Origin of the sequence: Zoogloea sp., from assembly GCF_041908905.1 — a bacterium.
In the GTDB taxonomy this organism is placed as follows: Bacteria; Pseudomonadota; Gammaproteobacteria; order Burkholderiales; family Rhodocyclaceae; genus Zoogloea.
In genome coordinates this window covers 38,403-52,469 of the sequence record NZ_JAYREK010000012.1, presented here as the reverse complement: position 1 = coordinate 52,469, position 14,067 = coordinate 38,403, and the positions used below count along the sequence as shown (strand labels likewise).

Here is a 14,067-nt window from a genome sequence, read left to right as displayed (position 1 = left end):
TCCACCGCGGCTGGCCGGGGGTGGGGCCGCAGCTCGCCGAGCGGCTGGCGAAGATCGACGTGTTCTCGCCGGCCGACCTGATCCTTCACCTGCCGCTGCGCTACGAGGACGAGACCCGCCTCACCATGCTCGCCGACGTGCGCCCGGGCGTGCCGGCCCAGTGCGAGGTCGAGGTGATCTCCTGTGAGGTCACGCCGCCGCCGCGCCGCCAGCTGGTGGCCCGGGCGCGGGACGTCAGCGGCGAGGTGATGCTGCGCTTCGTGCATTTCTACCCCCAGCAGCAGAAGCAGCTGGCCGCGGGCAGCCGGCTGCGCATCTTTGGCGAATTGCGCGACGGCTTCTTCGGCGCCGAGATGATCCACCCGCGCCTCAAGCCGGTGGCCGCCGGCGAGCCGCTGCCCGAGAGCCTGACCCCCGTTTATCCGACCACCGCCGGCCTCGCCCAGTCGGCGTTACGCAAGCTGGTTGCCGGCGCGCTGCGTCACAACGGGGTGCGCGACGAGCTGCCCGAAGCGCTGCGCCGCAATCTCAACCTGCCTTCCCTGCCCGAGGCGCTGCACCTGCTGCACGCGCCGCCGCCGTCGATCGCGCTGGTGGACATCGAAGACCGCGGTCACCCGGCCTGGCAGCGCATCAAGCTCGACGAGCTGCTGGCCCAGCAGATATCCCTGCGCCGGGCCTACGCCGCCCGCCGCGCCAAGAACGCCCCGGGGCTGCCGCTGCGCGACACCCTGACCCGCGAGCTCCTCGGTCAGCTGCCCTTCGCCCTCACCGGCGCCCAGGCCCGCGCCTTTGCCGAGATCGCCCGCGACCTCGCCTCCGACCACCCGATGCAGCGCCTCCTGCAGGGCGACGTGGGCTCGGGCAAGACCTGCGTGGCGGCGCTGGCGATGCTGCAGGCCGCCGAGAACGGCCGCCAGGCGGTGCTGATGGCGCCCACCGAGATCCTCGCCGAGCAGCACTACCGCAAGCTCGCCGGCTGGCTGGCGCCCCTGGGGCTGGAGGTGGCCTGGCTGTCCGGCAGCCGCAAGAAGAAGGAGCGCGAGGCCACCCTGGCCCGCCTCGCCGCCGGCGAGATTTTGCTGGCGGTGGGCACCCACGCGCTGATCGAAGACCCGGTCACGCTGCCGGGCCTGGCCCTGGCGGTGGTGGACGAGCAGCACCGCTTCGGCGTGCGCCAGCGCCTCGCCCTGCGCGAGAAGGGCCAGGCCGGCGAATCGCCGCACATGCTGATGATGTCCGCCACGCCGATCCCGCGCACGCTGGCGATGAGTTACTACGCCGACCTCGATGTGTCGGTGCTCGACGAGCTGCCGCCGGGCCGCAGCCCGATCATCACCAAGCTGGTCGCCGAGGCGCGCCGCGACGAGGTGATCCAGCGCGTCCGCGCGGCCTGCCTGGAGGGGCGTCAGGCCTACTGGGTATGTCCGCTGATCGAGGAGTCCGAGGCGCTGCAGCTGAAGACCGCCGAGGAAACCTTCGAGATGCTCTCCGCCGCGCTGCCCGAGCTGCCGGTCGGGCTGGTCCATGGGCGGCTCAAGAACGACGTCAAGTCGGCCACCATGGACGCCTTCGTGAGCGGCGAGCTCAAGGTGCTGGTGGCGACCACGGTGATCGAGGTGGGCGTGGACGTGCCCAACGCCAGCCTGATGGTCATCGAGCACGCCGAGCGCTTCGGCCTCGCCCAGCTCCATCAGCTGCGCGGGCGGGTGGGGCGCGGCGCGCACCAGTCGGCCTGCATCCTGATCTTCGCGCAGCCCCTGTCCCAGGCCGGCCGCGAGCGTCTGAAGGCCATCTACGAGCACACCGACGGTTTCGTGATCGCCCGCGAGGACCTGCGCATCCGCGGCCCCGGCGAGTTCATCGGCGCCCGCCAGAGCGGCGTGCCGCTGCTCCGCTACGCCGACCTCGAGGAGGACGCGGCGCTGGTGGACATCGCCCGCGGCCTCGCCGAGGAGATCCTCCGCGACGCCCCGCGGGTGGCCGACGCGATCACCGCCCGCTGGTTCGGCGGCCGGGCCAACCTGCTGAAGGCCTGACGGCGGGGCTCAAGGAAACGCGGGGCCGCCCCAGGTTTCCTTGCCGGGGCGGAGCCCGGCCCCGGGGGCGCTAGAACTTCTCGATCCACGGCCGCAGGTCGAGCTCCTGGGTCCAGGTGCTCGGGTGCTGGCGGTGCAGGGCGACGTAGTTCTCGGCGATCTCGTCGGGGTAGAGGCCGGCCATGCGCTCCCACTGCAGCGCCGAGCTGCCGTCCTTGAGGATGCCGCCGTCGATGACCACATGGGCCACGTGGATGCCCTTCGGCCCGAGCTCCCGGGCCATGCACTGGGCGAGGGCCCGCTGGCCCCATTTGCCGACGGCCATGTTGGCGTAGCCTTCGCGGCCGCGCAGGGCGGCGGTGGCGCCGGTGAAGATGAGGGTGCCGTCGCCGCGGGTCAGCATCGCCCGCGCCACCTCGCGCCCGACCAGGAAGGCGCCCAGGCCGTAGCCTTCGCGGCCGCGCAGGGCGGCGGTGGCGCCGGTGAAGATGAGGGTGCCGTCGCCGCGGGTCAGCATCGCCCGCGCCACCTCGCGCCCGACCAGGAAGGCGCCCAGGCAATTGACCTCCCAGCACTCCACGAAGGCCGCCGTGTCGATGTCCACCACGTGGCCGGGGCCGTAGTGCTCGGTGCAGTAAACCGCCAGCCGGGGCACGTCGAACTCGCGGCACACGGCGCGGACCATCGCGGTGACGGCCGGGTCTTCGGTGACGTCGCAGGGGTAGATCCGGGCGGTCACTCCCAGGCCCCGCAGCTCGTCGGCGAGCGCCTCGAGGCGTTGGCCGTCCCGGGCGACGAGGGCGATGTCCATTCCCTCGTGGGCGAAGCGGCGGGCCAGCGACGCGCCCAGCCCCGGGCCGACCCCGACGATGAGCGCGACGCCGCCTTCGCGGGCTGGCGATCCGTGCGGCGTGACCGGGGTGGACATGGCGACTTCCTTTCGCGTCGGGGTGGGCGTGGCGCGGGGGCGCGGCTGGCGCACCGGCTTCGACTTCTTCAGCTGCAGGCGCAGGGAGAACTGGCCGAGGCGCCACACGTAGCCGGTCTTGCTGCGCCGCCAGGCCCGGCGGGCGAGGGTGCGGGGCCACAGGGCGAGCGCCTGCCAGCTGCGGGCGCCCGAGGTGATCGCGCGCGCCTGGCAGGTTTCGGTGCACACCATGCAATCCACGCAGCGGGCGTAGTCGATGACCGGCCGGCCCCCGGCGCCGGCGCTGATGGCGCCGATGGGGCAGATCCGGATGCAGTCGGCGCAGCCGTTGCAGTGCCCGGCGTCGATGAGCGGGCGCGGGCGCAGCGTCGTCTTGTTGAGGAGGCGCAGCGCCTTCTGCAGCCGGCCCTCGGGAGGCTGGGGCCGGGTCGTGCGGGGGGGCTGGGCGAGAACCGGGAGGTCGCTCCAGGACAGGCCGCGCAGGTCGATGTGCGGCTGCTCCCAGTGGCCGAACCCGAGCCGTTGCCCCCAGGTCAGGTGGCCGATCTCCGCAGGGTCCCAGCCCAGGGCGCGGACGGAGACGCTGTCGAGGGCGACCGGGTCGGTGGAGGCGCCGATCAGGCCGACGCGCCACAGGTCGGCCTTCGAGTCCGGGCACACGGTGGTCATGTCGGACAGGGACACGGTGGGGCGTGACAGCCGGCACAGGTCGGCGACGGCGGCGTTGAGCTCGTCGCGCTCGCGCAGCAGTTCGAACAGCTGGGCGTTGCCGGCGCCGATCACGGTGTTGAACATGTTCTTGACCGCGCCGCTCCACACCAGCGTGGGATGGAGCACGGCGTTGGCCAGGTTGATCACCACGTCGGCGTCGAGCACGGCGCGGCTCAGCAGGTACTGGTGGGGGCGCGGAATGCCGCTGGGCACGAGGCGCCCGCCGGCCTTGGCGAAACTCACCAGCTCGGCACCGGCCCGTTCGGCCAGCAGGTGCAGCCACATTTCGTCGGGGGGCGGCTGGGTCTGCCGCAGTCGTCGCGAGCCTTCGTCGCCCAGCATCGGGTGCCCGCCGCAGTCGCGCACCAGGGCGATCACCGCTTCGATGATGGCCGGCTGGGAGATCATGTTGGTCTCCGGGGTGCGCATCGGCCCGTGGCGCAGGTAGGGCTTGACGAGAACCCGGTCGCCGGGGCGGATGAGGCGGGAAAGCGGTTGTTCGATCAGGGCCAGTGCCTGTTCGATGGATTGCCGGAGGACCTCCGGCTGGTAGGAGGTGTTGCGAACCAGGGCGACGACGGATGCTTGCATGGCGGCCTCATCCTCGAGGGTTCGTTGCAGCGGTCGATGCCAGGCTTTTCTTTTAAAAGCCTTGTTACCAATCACTATAGGTAGGGGACTATCCGGCCGCCAGCATTGTGTTACAAATCATTGTTATGCCGTGGTTGTGCCTCGTGCGGTTAAAAATTGTCAGGTTGGCGCCTTGCCGGCCGCGGGGCTGGTCGGCCGTCCGGGAGCCCCCCCGGCAGCGGCCGGGATCATCGCGCGGGCCCGATCGCGCCGCGGGGGCCGCGAAACGCCCTACAATGGCGCCGCATCATGCTTGCCCACGCAGTCCCCCCATGACCCTCGCCCATTTCCCCGGCCGCGATCCCTTCCGGATGGCGGCCTGGCAGGCCCCGCGCGCCATGCGCGGCTGGCTCACCGACGACAGCTCGCTCACCGCGCGCATCCGTGCCCGCTGCGGGCGCTTCTCGCTGCAGGTGGTGGGGCAGGGCAAGGCCGGCGTGCTGCCGGACGAGCTGGCCGCCCTCGGCGTGCAGCGCCACGGCGCCCTGTGGCAGCGGGAGGTGCTGCTCCTCGCCGACGGCGAGCCGGTGGTGTTCGCCCGCTCGCTGGTGGCCGCCACGGCGATCCCCGCCGCCTGGCACCTGCTCCACGGTCTGGGTGGGCGCCCGCTGGCGACGGTGCTGTTCGACGACCCGCGGGTGCGCCGTTCGCCCCTCGAGGCCGCCCGGCTCGACGCCCGCGACCCGCGCTGGCACCATGCGGCCGCGGCCCTCGGCGAGCCGGCCCTGCCGCCCCTGTGGGCGCGCCGCTCGGCCTTCCGGCGCCACGGTGCGCCGCTGCTGGTGACCGAAGTCTTCCTGCCGGCTATCCGGCGCCTGAACCCCTGACGACCATGACGACCCTGAGCCTGCGCCAACGCGTGTCCGAATACGAAAAGCTGATGCGCCTCGACAAACCCATCGGCATCCTGCTGCTGCTGTGGCCGACCCTGTGGGCCCTGTGGGTGGCCAGCGACGGCCGGCCGGCGGCGTGGGTGGTGGCGATCTTCGTGGTCGGCACGGTGCTGATGCGCTCGGCCGGCTGCGTGATCAACGACTACGCCGACAAGGACTTCGACGGCCATGTCGAGCGCACCCGCAACCGCCCGCTGGCGGCCCGCCGGATCAGCCCGAAGGAGGCCCTGGGGCTGGCCGCCGGGCTGGCGCTGCTGTCCTTCCTGCTGGTGCTGCCCCTCAACGGGCTGACCATCGCGATGAGCGTGCCGGCGGTGTTCCTGGCCGGCAGCTACCCCTACACCAAGCGCTTCCTGGCGATCCCGCAGGCTTACCTGGGCATCGCCTTCGGCTTCGGCATCCCGATGGCCTTCGCCGCCTTCCAGAACGACATCCCGCTGGTGGCCTGGGTGATGCTGCTGGCCAATGTGTTCTGGGCGGTGGCCTACGACACCGAGTACGCGATGGTGGACCGGCCGGACGACCTGAAGATCGGCATCAAGACCTCGGCGATCACCTTTGGCCGCTTCGAGGTCACGGCGATCATGATCTGCTACGCGCTGACCCTGCTGCTGCTGGGCTGGGCCGGGCTCGCCACCGGGGCCGGCGCGCCCTTCCTGGCCGGGCTGGCGGTGGCGGCCGGGCTGATGGGCTATCACTACACGCTGATCCGTGACCGCGACCGGCCCAGGTGCTTCAAGGCCTTCCTGCACAACAACTGGGTCGGCGGGGCGATCTTTGCGGGCTGGGTGGCAGACTACCTGCTGCGCTGAGCCCGGCCGGCTTCAGCGCTCGCCGGGCCGGCGTGGCCGGGCGGTGCGCAGCAGCGGGGTGAGCAGGTCCATCGTGCGGCCGGTGGCGCCCCGGTGGGAGTGGGCGAACAGGCTGCCGGCCTCGCTCATGGCCTTGCGGCGGATCGGGTCGGCGATGATCTCGAGGGCGACCTGCAGGGCGTCGTCGATGTCGTCGGCGCGCACCGCGGCCCCCACCTCGATGGCCTGCTCGCAGACCGCCTTGAAGTTGAAGGTATGCGGGCCGACGATGGCCGGGCAGCCCACCGCGCTGGCCTCGATGGGGTTCTGGCCGCCGAGCCGGGCCCAGGAGCCGCCGATGATCGCCACGTCGGCGGCGCCGTAGTAGGCATACATCTCGCCCATCGAGTCTCCCAGCCAGACCCGGGTGTCGGCCATCACCGGCACGCCCTTCGAGCGCTTCTGCATCTTGAGGCCGGCGCGCTTGACCAGCCTGGCGACCTCGTCGAAGCGGTCGGGGTGGCGGGGCACCAGCACCAGCAGCACCTCGGGCGGGCACATCCGTGCGAAGGCTTCGAGGAGCGGGGCCTCCTCGCCCTCGCGGGTGCTCGCGGCGAGCAGGATCTCGCGCTGGGGGCCGAAGCGGTTGCGGAAGTCGGCGGCCAGCACCTGCATCGGGGCGGGCGGGGCGATGTCGAACTTGATGTTGCCGGTGATCATCACGTAGCGGGCGCCCAGTTCGGTGATGCGCTGGCCGTCGGCCTCGGTCTGGGCGCCGATGGCCGACAGGTGGGCGAAGGCGTTGCGGGCGAGGCCGCCGATGCGCCGGTAGCCCTGCGCCGAGCGCGCCGACAGGCGGGCATTGACCATCGCCAGCGGGGTGCCCGTGCGGTGGCAGGCTTCGACCAGGTTGGGCCACAGCTCGGTTTCCATCAGCACGCCGATGCGCGGGTGGAAGTGCCGCAGGAAGCCCGAGATCGCCCACGGCAGGTCGTAGGGCAGGTAGGCGCTCTGCACCCGCGGGGCGAGGTGGCCGTAGAGTTCGGCGGCGGTGGCGCGACCGGTGGGGGTCATGTGGGTGAGGAGCACCCGGTGGTCGGGGTAGGTCTCGAGCAGGGCGTGGATGAGCGGCGCCGAGGCGCGTGTCTCGCCCACCGAGACGGCGTGCAGCCAGATCACCGGGTTGTTGAGCCGCGTGCGGTAGACGCCGAAGCGCTCGGGGATGTGCCGCAGGTAGTCGGGCTGCCGCCGCGCGCGCCACACCAGGCGCAGCAGCACGAAGGGCAGCGCGAGGATCCAGACGAGGGTGTAAAGGCTGCGCAGAACCAAGGCGTCGGCATCAAGGATGAAGAGTGCAAAGTATAACGGGTCGTTACAGAAGGCACGGACAAGTTGTTTCGAGGATTTACCCTGCATGAGGCGCATGCGAAAATCTGCGGCTGATAGCCGCATGGCCCAGCCCCCTGGGCCACCGCGCCGGCCGTCCCGAACCCAACAATCCGGATCGTCCCCACTCTCATGAAAATCCTCGTTACCGGTGCCGCCGGTTTTATCGGCATGCACACCAGCCAGGTTCTGCTGGCCCGCGGCGATCAAGTCGTCGGGATCGACAACCTCAACGACTACTACGACGTCCAGCTCAAGCTCGACCGGCTGGCGCGGCTGACGCCCCACGCCAACTTCCGCTTCGTGAAGCTCGACGTGGCCGACCGGGCGGGCATGGAGAAGCTCTTCGCCGAAGAGAAGTTCGACCGGGTCATCCACCTGGCGGCCCAGGCCGGCGTGCGCTATTCGCTGGTCAATCCCCACTCCTACATCGAGAGCAACGTGACGGGGTTCATGAACATCCTCGAGGGCTGCCGCCACAACAAGGTGCAGCACCTGGTGTATGCCAGCAGCTCGAGCGTGTACGGCGGCAACACCCGGATGCCGTTCTCCGAGCACGACAGCGTCGATCACCCGGTCAGCATCTACGCCGCCACCAAGAAGGCCAACGAGCTGATGGCCCACACTTACAGCCACCTGTTCGGCCTGCCGACCACCGGCCTGCGCTTCTTCACCGTGTATGGGCCGTGGGGCCGCCCCGACATGGCGCTGTTCCTGTTCACCAAGGCGATCCTCGAAGGCCGCCCGATCGACGTGTTCAACCACGGCAGGATGAAGCGCGACTTCACCTTCATCGACGACATCGTGCAGGGCGTCATCCGCACGATGGACCGTGTCGCCGAGCCCGATCCCGCTTACAATGCCGACCTGCCCGATCCGGGGCGCAGCAATGTGCCCTTCCGTGTGTTCAACATCGGCAACAACAACCCCGTCGAGCTGATGGCCTTCATCGAGGCCATCGAGGACGCCGTCGGGGTCAAGGCCGAAAAGAACTTCATGCCCCTGCAGGACGGCGATGTGCCGGCCACCTATGCCAACACCGACGAACTCAACGCCTGGACCGGCTTCAAGCCGGAGACCCCGGTGCGCGAAGGGGTCGGGCGTTTTGTCGAGTGGTACCGGAGCTACTACAAGCTCTGACACCCGCCGGGGGCGTCCGGCGCCGCTCCCGTCGCCCGTCTCCGGGGGGCACGCATGGCGCCCCTGACCGTCAGCCTCGTGCTGTACCGCCCTGATCCCGCCCTGCTGCGGGAGACGCTGGCCGCCCTCGAGGTGGCCAGCTGCCGGGCCGATCTCCAGCCCGACCTGTTCCTGATCGACAACGGCGGCTCCGCCGGGGCGCTGGCTGGCCTCGCGCTGCCCGCCGGGTGGGTCGTGCATCACATCGCCGGCCACGGCAACGTCGGCTTCGGCCGCGGCCACAACCTCAGCCTCGACGGCGCCGGCGACTTCCACCTGATCCTCAACCCCGACCTCGAGCTGGCGCCCGACGCCCTCGTCGAGGCCATGGCTTTCATGGCGACCCACCCGGAATGCGGCCTGCTGGCGCCCGCCGCCTACTGGGACGACGGGCGCATGCAATACCTGTGCAAGCGGGTGCCGGCGGTCTTCGACCTCTTCCTGCGCGGCTTCGCGCCCGGCTGGCTGCGCCGCCGCTTCGCCCAGCGCATGGAGCGCTACGAGATGCGCGACCTCATCGCCGGGCAGGTGGTGTGGGACCCGCCCCTCGTCAGCGGCGCCTTCATGCTGTTCCGCAGCGAGGTGCTGCGCCGCCTGGGGGGCTTCGATCCGGATTTCTTCCTGTACTTCGAGGACTACGACCTCAGCCTGCGCGCCGCCCGCCTGACACGCCTGGCATATGTGCCGGCGGTCCGGGTGGTGCATCATGGCGGCCACGCGGCGCGCAAGGGGTGGCATCACATCAAGCTCTTCGTGGGCGGCGCCGCGCGCTTCTTCAACAAGCACGGCTGGCGGTGGTTCTGACCATGGCGACACACACGCGTCTTGCGCCTGCCCTGCGCGCCCTCACGCTGGCCGCGGCCCTCGCGGGCGGCCTCTCTCCTGCGCTGGCGGCCGGGCCCGAGGCGCCGCCGCTGCTGCTCGCCGAGGTGTTCCGCGGCGACGTGGCGCTGGCCGACTACTGGGTCAGCGAGAAGCTCGATGGCGCCCGCGCGTTGTGGGACGGGCAGCGCCTGCGTTTCCGCAGCGGGCGTCCGGTGCCGGCGCCGGAGTGGTTCGTCGCCGGCCTGCCGCCCGAGCCCCTCGACGGCGAGCTGTGGATCGGCCGCGGGCGCTTCGCCGAGCTGTCCGGCATCGTGCGCCGCCAGCAGCCCGTGGACGACGGATGGCGTCAGGTGCGCTTCATGGTGTTCGAGCTGCCCGGCGCGGCCGGCAGCTTCACCGAGCGGGTCGAGCATCTGAAGACCATCGTCGCCCGCGCCGGCGTGCCCTGGCTGCAGGCGGTGGAGCAGTTCCGGGTGGCCGACCGGGCCGCGCTGCAGGCCCGCCTCGACGCGGTCGTCGCCGCCGGGGGCGAGGGCCTGATGCTGCACCGGGCCGACGCGCCCTATCTCACCGGGCGCAGCGATGCGCTCCTCAAGCTCAAGCCCCGGCTGGATGCCGAGGCCACCGTCGTCGCGCACCTGCCCGGGCGGGGCCGTCTGGCCGGGATGATGGGCGCGCTGCTGGTCGAGACGCCCGCCGGGGTGCGCTTCCAGCTGGGCACCGGCTTCACCGACGCCGAGCGGCGCGAGCCGCCGCCGGTGGGCGCCCAGGTCACCTATATTTACCGGGAGCTGACCCGCGCCGGGGTGCCGCGTTTCGCCAGCTACTGGCGGCGGCGGGAGGCGTTTTGACGGCCGGCCGCTGCCTCGTCACCGGTGGGCGCGGCTTCATCGGCGCCCGGCTGGTCGCGGCCCTGGCGGCGGACGGGGTGCCGCTGCGGGTGCTGACCCGCGGCGAGCCGGCCGGCTCCGACGAGGTTCGCGGCGACCTGGCCGACCCGGCCAGCCTGGCGCGGGCCTGCACGGGCATCGACACGGTTTTCCACTGCGCCGGCCACGCCCACGCCTTCGGCGCCCTCGGCGAGGCGGAGGCGGCCCGCCATCGGCAGGTCAACTTCGAGGGCACCCGGGCGCTGGCCGAGGCGGCCGGGCGCGCCGGGGTGCGCCGCTTCGTGTTCCTCTCCAGCGTCAAGGCGATGGGTGAGCCGCTGGAGGCGTGCGTCGACGAGGACTGGGCGCCGCCGCCCGTCACCGCCTACGGGCAGGCCAAGCGCGCCGCCGAGGCGGCCCTGCAGGAGGCTGCCGCGCGTCATGGCATGCACGCGGTGAGCTTGCGCCTGGCGATGGTGTATGGCACCGGTGGGCGCGGCAATCTCGAGCGCATGGCGGCGCTGGTCCGGCGGGGCCTGTTCCCGCCGCTGCCGGAGACCGGCAACCGGCGCTCGCTGGTGCATGTGTCGGACGTGGTGGCGGCCATCCGCCGGGTGGCCGTCGACCCGCGGGCGGCAGGCCGCAGCTACATCGTGGCGCATCCGGAAACCCATTCCGGGCGGCAGCTCTTCGATGCGTTGCGCGCGGCCCAGGGGATGGCGCCCGTCGCCTGGGGGGTGCCGCGGGGGCTGCTGACCGCCGCGGCCCGGCTGGGTGACGGGGTCGAGGCGCTGTTGTCGCGGCGGGTGCCGCTGGACAGCGAGGCCCTCGGGCGGCTGCTGGGGTCGGCCTGCTATTCGCCGGCCCGCATCGAGCGGGAGCTCGGCTGGCGGGCCCGGGTGGGGCTGGACGAAGGTTTGCGGGAGATGCTCGGTGGGGGTTGAACGCCTGATGCCGGCGGTGGTGCTGCTGGCCTTTGCGGTTGCCTGGGCGGTGACCCGGCTGTGTTGCCGGCCCGGTGCGTGGTTGTATTTCCTGGATCATCCCAACGATCGCTCGCTGCACGCGCGGCCGACGCCCCGCACCGGCGGGGTCGGGGTGATGGCCGGCGTCGCCGCGGCGGCGCTGGCGGTGATCGCGGCCGGGCAGGCCGGGCGGGCGTTGTCGGCGGCCCTGGTCGGGGCCCTTGCGCTGGCGGCTTTGGGGCTGGCGGATGACCGGGCGGGGCTGTCTGCACGCCTGCGCCTGCTGGTGCAGGTGCTCGCTGCGGGGGCCTTCCTGACCGTGGGCGGGGTGGCCGGCGGCTGGGCGATGGCCGTGTTGCTGCTGGTCGGGCTGGTGTGGATGGGCAACCTGTACAACTTCATGGACGGTTCGGACGGGCTCGCCGGCGGGATGGCGGTGTTCGGCTTCGGCGCCTTCGCCTGGGCCGCGGCGATGGGCGGCGAGGCAGGGCTGGCGGTGCTGTGCGCGGGCATCGCGGCGGCGGCGGCTGGCTTCCTGTGCTTCAACTTTCATCCGGCCCGCATCTTCATGGGGGATGTGGGGTCGGTGCCCCTCGGTTTCCTGGCCGGGGCGCTGGGGGTGGCGGGGTGGCGGGCCGGGGCCTGGTCGCTGTGGTTTCCGTTGCTGGTCTTCGCGCCCTTCATCCTCGACGCCACCGCGACCCTGCTGCGCCGGGCCCTGCGCGGCGAGAAGGTCTGGCAGGCCCACCGGACCCACTACTACCAGCGCATGGTGCAGATGGGCCTGGGGCACCGGGGGACGGCGCTGCGCGCCTACGGCTTGATGGCGGGCTGCGGGGCGGCGGCCGTGGTGGCGTTGACGGCAGGGTTCTCGCTGCAATGCATCATCATTACAATGTGCATCACCGTACATTTTTTCGTCGCCTACCGGATCGACCGCGCCTGGCGCCGTCACCGGGCGGGCGAGTCGCCGCCGCCTTGATCCATCGCCTCCATCACCCCCTCCTGGTGTATCTCTCCGACGTGATCGGCGTGGGCCTCGCGTGGTGGGGGGCATATCTGATCCGCTTCAACTTCAGCATCCCGCCGGAGTTCCTGCCGGGCTTCCTGCTGGGGCTGGTCATCGTGGTTGTGCTGCAGGGGCTGCTGCTGAGGGTGTTCGGCCTGTACCGCAGCCTGTGGCTCTTCGCGAGCCTGCCGGATCTGCTGTGCATCGGCCGGGCGGTGGCGGTGGCCGCGGTGCTGACGCCGCTGGTGGTGGTGGTGGCGGTGCGCTACGCCCCCGAGGTGCCCCGGCTGGTGTACCTGCTGCAGCCGCTGCTGCTGGGTGTTTACATGGGGGGAACCCGGGCCATCTACCGTACCTGGAAGGAGTTCCGGCTGTACGGCGGCTTGCGCGCCCAGGGCCAGCCGGTGCTGGTGCTGGGGGGCGGCGAGGCGGCCGTCAACCTGGTGCGCGACCTGTCCCGCTCCGCCGAGTGGCGGGTGGTCGGGGTGCTCGATGACACGCCGGGTCACCGGGGGCGCGAGATCCACGGGTGCGAGGTGCTGGGCGGGATCGCCGATCTGGCGCGGCTGGTCGACGAGCTGAAGGTGGGCCATGCCATCATCGCGATGCCCAACGAGGGGCACGAAAGGCGCCGGGTGGCGGCCAGCGCCTGCGTGCGGGCCGGCGTCAAGGCGCTGATCCTGCCGGGCATCGAGGATGTGATGACCGGCCGGGTCAATGTGAGCCAGGTGCGCGAGGTGGACGTCGAGGATCTCCTCGGCCGCGATCCGGTGCGGATCCACGCCGCCGAAGTGCGCGACTATCTGCGGGGCAAGGTGGTCATGGTGACCGGCGCCGGAGGGTCGATCGGTTCCGAGCTGTGCCACCAGATCGCCCGCTTCGAGCCGGCGCTGCTGGTCTGTTTCGAGTTGAGCGAGTTCGCGCTGTACCAGCTGACCGAGGCGTTCGCGATGCATTTTCCGGGCCTGCAGGTGGTGGCGGTCGCCGGCGACGTGAAGGATGCGATCCGGGTGGACGAGATCATCGGCCGCTACCGGCCCCAGGTGATCTTCCATGCGGCGGCCTACAAGCACGTCCCCCTGATGGAAGACCACAACGCCTGGCAGGCCGTGCGCAACAACGTGCTCGGCACCTGGCTGGTGGCGCGCAGCGCGGTGGCCTTCGACGTGCCCCGTTTCGTGCTGGTGTCCACCGACAAGGCGGTCAATCCGACCAACGTGATGGGCGCCACCAAGCGCCTCGCCGAGCGGGTCTGCCAGGCCATGGCCCTGCAGGGCAGGACCCAGTTCGAGATCGTGCGCTTCGGCAACGTGCTGGGCAGTGCCGGCAGCGTGATCCCCAAGTTCGCCGAGCAGATCGCTGCCGGCGGGCCGGTTACCGTGACCCACCCGGAGATCACCCGTTACTTCATGTCGATCCGAGAGGCTGCCCAGCTCGTCCTCCAGGCGGGCTCGATGGGCCGCGGCGGCGAGATCTTCGTGCTCGACATGGGGCAGCCGGTGCGCATCGCCGACCTGGCCCGGGACATGATCCGCCTCTCCGGGCGTTCCGAGGCCGAGATCCGCATCGTGTTCAGCGGCCTGCGCCCCGGCGAAAAACTCTACGAGGAGCTGCTCGCCGACACCGAGCAGACCCTGCCGACCCACCATCCCAAGCTGCGCATCGCCCGGGCGGAGCCCGCCGTCGACGGCTGGCTCGAGGGGCTGCTCGTGTGGTTGCGCCAGCGCCGGGCCGTCGAGGCCATCGAGGTGCGTCGCGAACTGCGTCGCTGGGTGCCCGAGTACACGCCGGGCCCGCTCGCCCCACAACTCAAGGCGGTCGAAGCCGCTCCCAAGGCCTGAA

11 protein-coding genes are annotated in these 14,067 nt (G+C 71.5%); 9 read left to right on the top strand and 2 right to left on the bottom strand.

The window, feature by feature from the left end; translation table 11 throughout:
• The first annotated feature begins 20 nt into the window (after window positions 1-20).
• A complete protein-coding gene (gene recG / locus ACE3OU_RS09025; RefSeq protein WP_374241255.1) occupies window positions 21-2,039 on the top strand; it encodes an ATP-dependent DNA helicase RecG in 2,019 nt (672 codons plus the stop codon).
• Window positions 2,040-2,109: 70 nt separating this feature from the next.
• On the opposite strand, the gene ACE3OU_RS09020 is transcribed toward recG, so the two are convergent.
• Window positions 2,110-4,269, bottom strand: a complete 2,160-nt coding sequence (locus ACE3OU_RS09020; RefSeq protein WP_374241219.1) for an SDR family NAD(P)-dependent oxidoreductase — start codon at window positions 4,267-4,269, stop codon at window positions 2,110-2,112.
• A gap of 311 nt (window positions 4,270-4,580) precedes the next feature.
• Between ACE3OU_RS09020 and ACE3OU_RS09015 the strand changes: the two genes are divergently transcribed.
• A complete protein-coding gene (locus tag ACE3OU_RS09015; protein WP_374241218.1) occupies window positions 4,581-5,135 on the top strand; it encodes a chorismate lyase in 555 nt (184 codons plus the stop codon).
• A 5-nt stretch (window positions 5,136-5,140) separates the two neighbouring features.
• Complete coding sequence (ubiA, locus tag ACE3OU_RS09010; RefSeq protein ID WP_374241217.1) at window positions 5,141-6,013, top strand: 4-hydroxybenzoate octaprenyltransferase; 873 nt, start codon at window positions 5,141-5,143, stop codon at window positions 6,011-6,013.
• Between the two features lie 12 nt (window positions 6,014-6,025).
• Here ubiA and waaA read toward each other — a convergent pair whose 3' ends face one another.
• Window positions 6,026-7,321 (bottom strand): lipid IV(A) 3-deoxy-D-manno-octulosonic acid transferase, encoded by a 1,296-nt coding sequence (gene waaA, locus ACE3OU_RS09005; RefSeq protein WP_374241254.1) that lies wholly within the window; start codon window positions 7,319-7,321, stop codon window positions 6,026-6,028.
• 189 nt (window positions 7,322-7,510) lie between these two features.
• Between waaA and ACE3OU_RS09000 the strand changes: the two genes are divergently transcribed.
• Genes ACE3OU_RS09000 through ACE3OU_RS08975 form a run of 6 tightly spaced genes read left to right on the top strand, consistent with a single transcriptional unit; the run spans window position 7,511 to window position 14,066 of the window.
• Window positions 7,511-8,518, top strand: coding sequence for an NAD-dependent epimerase (locus ACE3OU_RS09000; RefSeq protein ID WP_374241216.1), 1,008 nt, complete (start codon window positions 7,511-7,513; stop codon window positions 8,516-8,518).
• Between the two features lie 54 nt (window positions 8,519-8,572).
• The gene (locus ACE3OU_RS08995; protein ID WP_374241215.1) at window positions 8,573-9,361 is read left to right on the top strand and encodes a glycosyltransferase family 2 protein; all 789 of its coding nucleotides are present in this window, start codon (window positions 8,573-8,575) and stop codon (window positions 9,359-9,361) included.
• Between the two features lie 2 nt (window positions 9,362-9,363).
• On the top strand, window positions 9,364-10,233 hold the full coding sequence (locus ACE3OU_RS08990; protein ID WP_374241214.1) for a DNA ligase: 870 nt from the start codon (window positions 9,364-9,366) through the stop codon (window positions 10,231-10,233).
• Complete coding sequence (locus ACE3OU_RS08985) at window positions 10,230-11,195, top strand: NAD-dependent epimerase/dehydratase family protein (protein WP_374241213.1); 966 nt, start codon at window positions 10,230-10,232, stop codon at window positions 11,193-11,195. Before ACE3OU_RS08990 ends, ACE3OU_RS08985 begins: the two co-directional genes overlap by 4 nt.
• Window positions 11,185-12,198, top strand: coding sequence for a glycosyltransferase family 4 protein (locus tag ACE3OU_RS08980; protein ID WP_374241212.1), 1,014 nt, complete (start codon window positions 11,185-11,187; stop codon window positions 12,196-12,198). Before ACE3OU_RS08985 ends, ACE3OU_RS08980 begins: the two co-directional genes overlap by 11 nt.
• Entirely contained in the window at window positions 12,195-14,066 is a 1,872-nt protein-coding gene (locus ACE3OU_RS08975; RefSeq protein ID WP_374241211.1) for a polysaccharide biosynthesis protein, read from the top strand. The genes ACE3OU_RS08980 and ACE3OU_RS08975 overlap by 4 nt, the downstream gene beginning before the upstream one ends.
• The last annotated feature ends 1 nt before the right edge of the window (window position 14,067 follow it).

Coding starts and splice junctions, on each gene's coding strand:
- ACE3OU_RS09020 (WP_374241219.1), bottom strand. CDS start 4,269: ATGCAAGCATCCGTCGTCGCCCTGGTTCGCAACACCTCCTACCAGCCG.
- ACE3OU_RS08990 (WP_374241214.1), top strand. CDS start 9,364: ATGGCGACACACACGCGTCTTGCGCCTGCCCTGCGCGCCCTCACGCTG.
- ACE3OU_RS09000 (WP_374241216.1), top strand. CDS start 7,511: ATGAAAATCCTCGTTACCGGTGCCGCCGGTTTTATCGGCATGCACACC.
- ubiA (WP_374241217.1), top strand. CDS start 5,141: ATGACGACCCTGAGCCTGCGCCAACGCGTGTCCGAATACGAAAAGCTG.
- ACE3OU_RS08995 (WP_374241215.1), top strand. CDS start 8,573: ATGGCGCCCCTGACCGTCAGCCTCGTGCTGTACCGCCCTGATCCCGCC.
- ACE3OU_RS09015 (WP_374241218.1), top strand. CDS start 4,581: ATGACCCTCGCCCATTTCCCCGGCCGCGATCCCTTCCGGATGGCGGCC.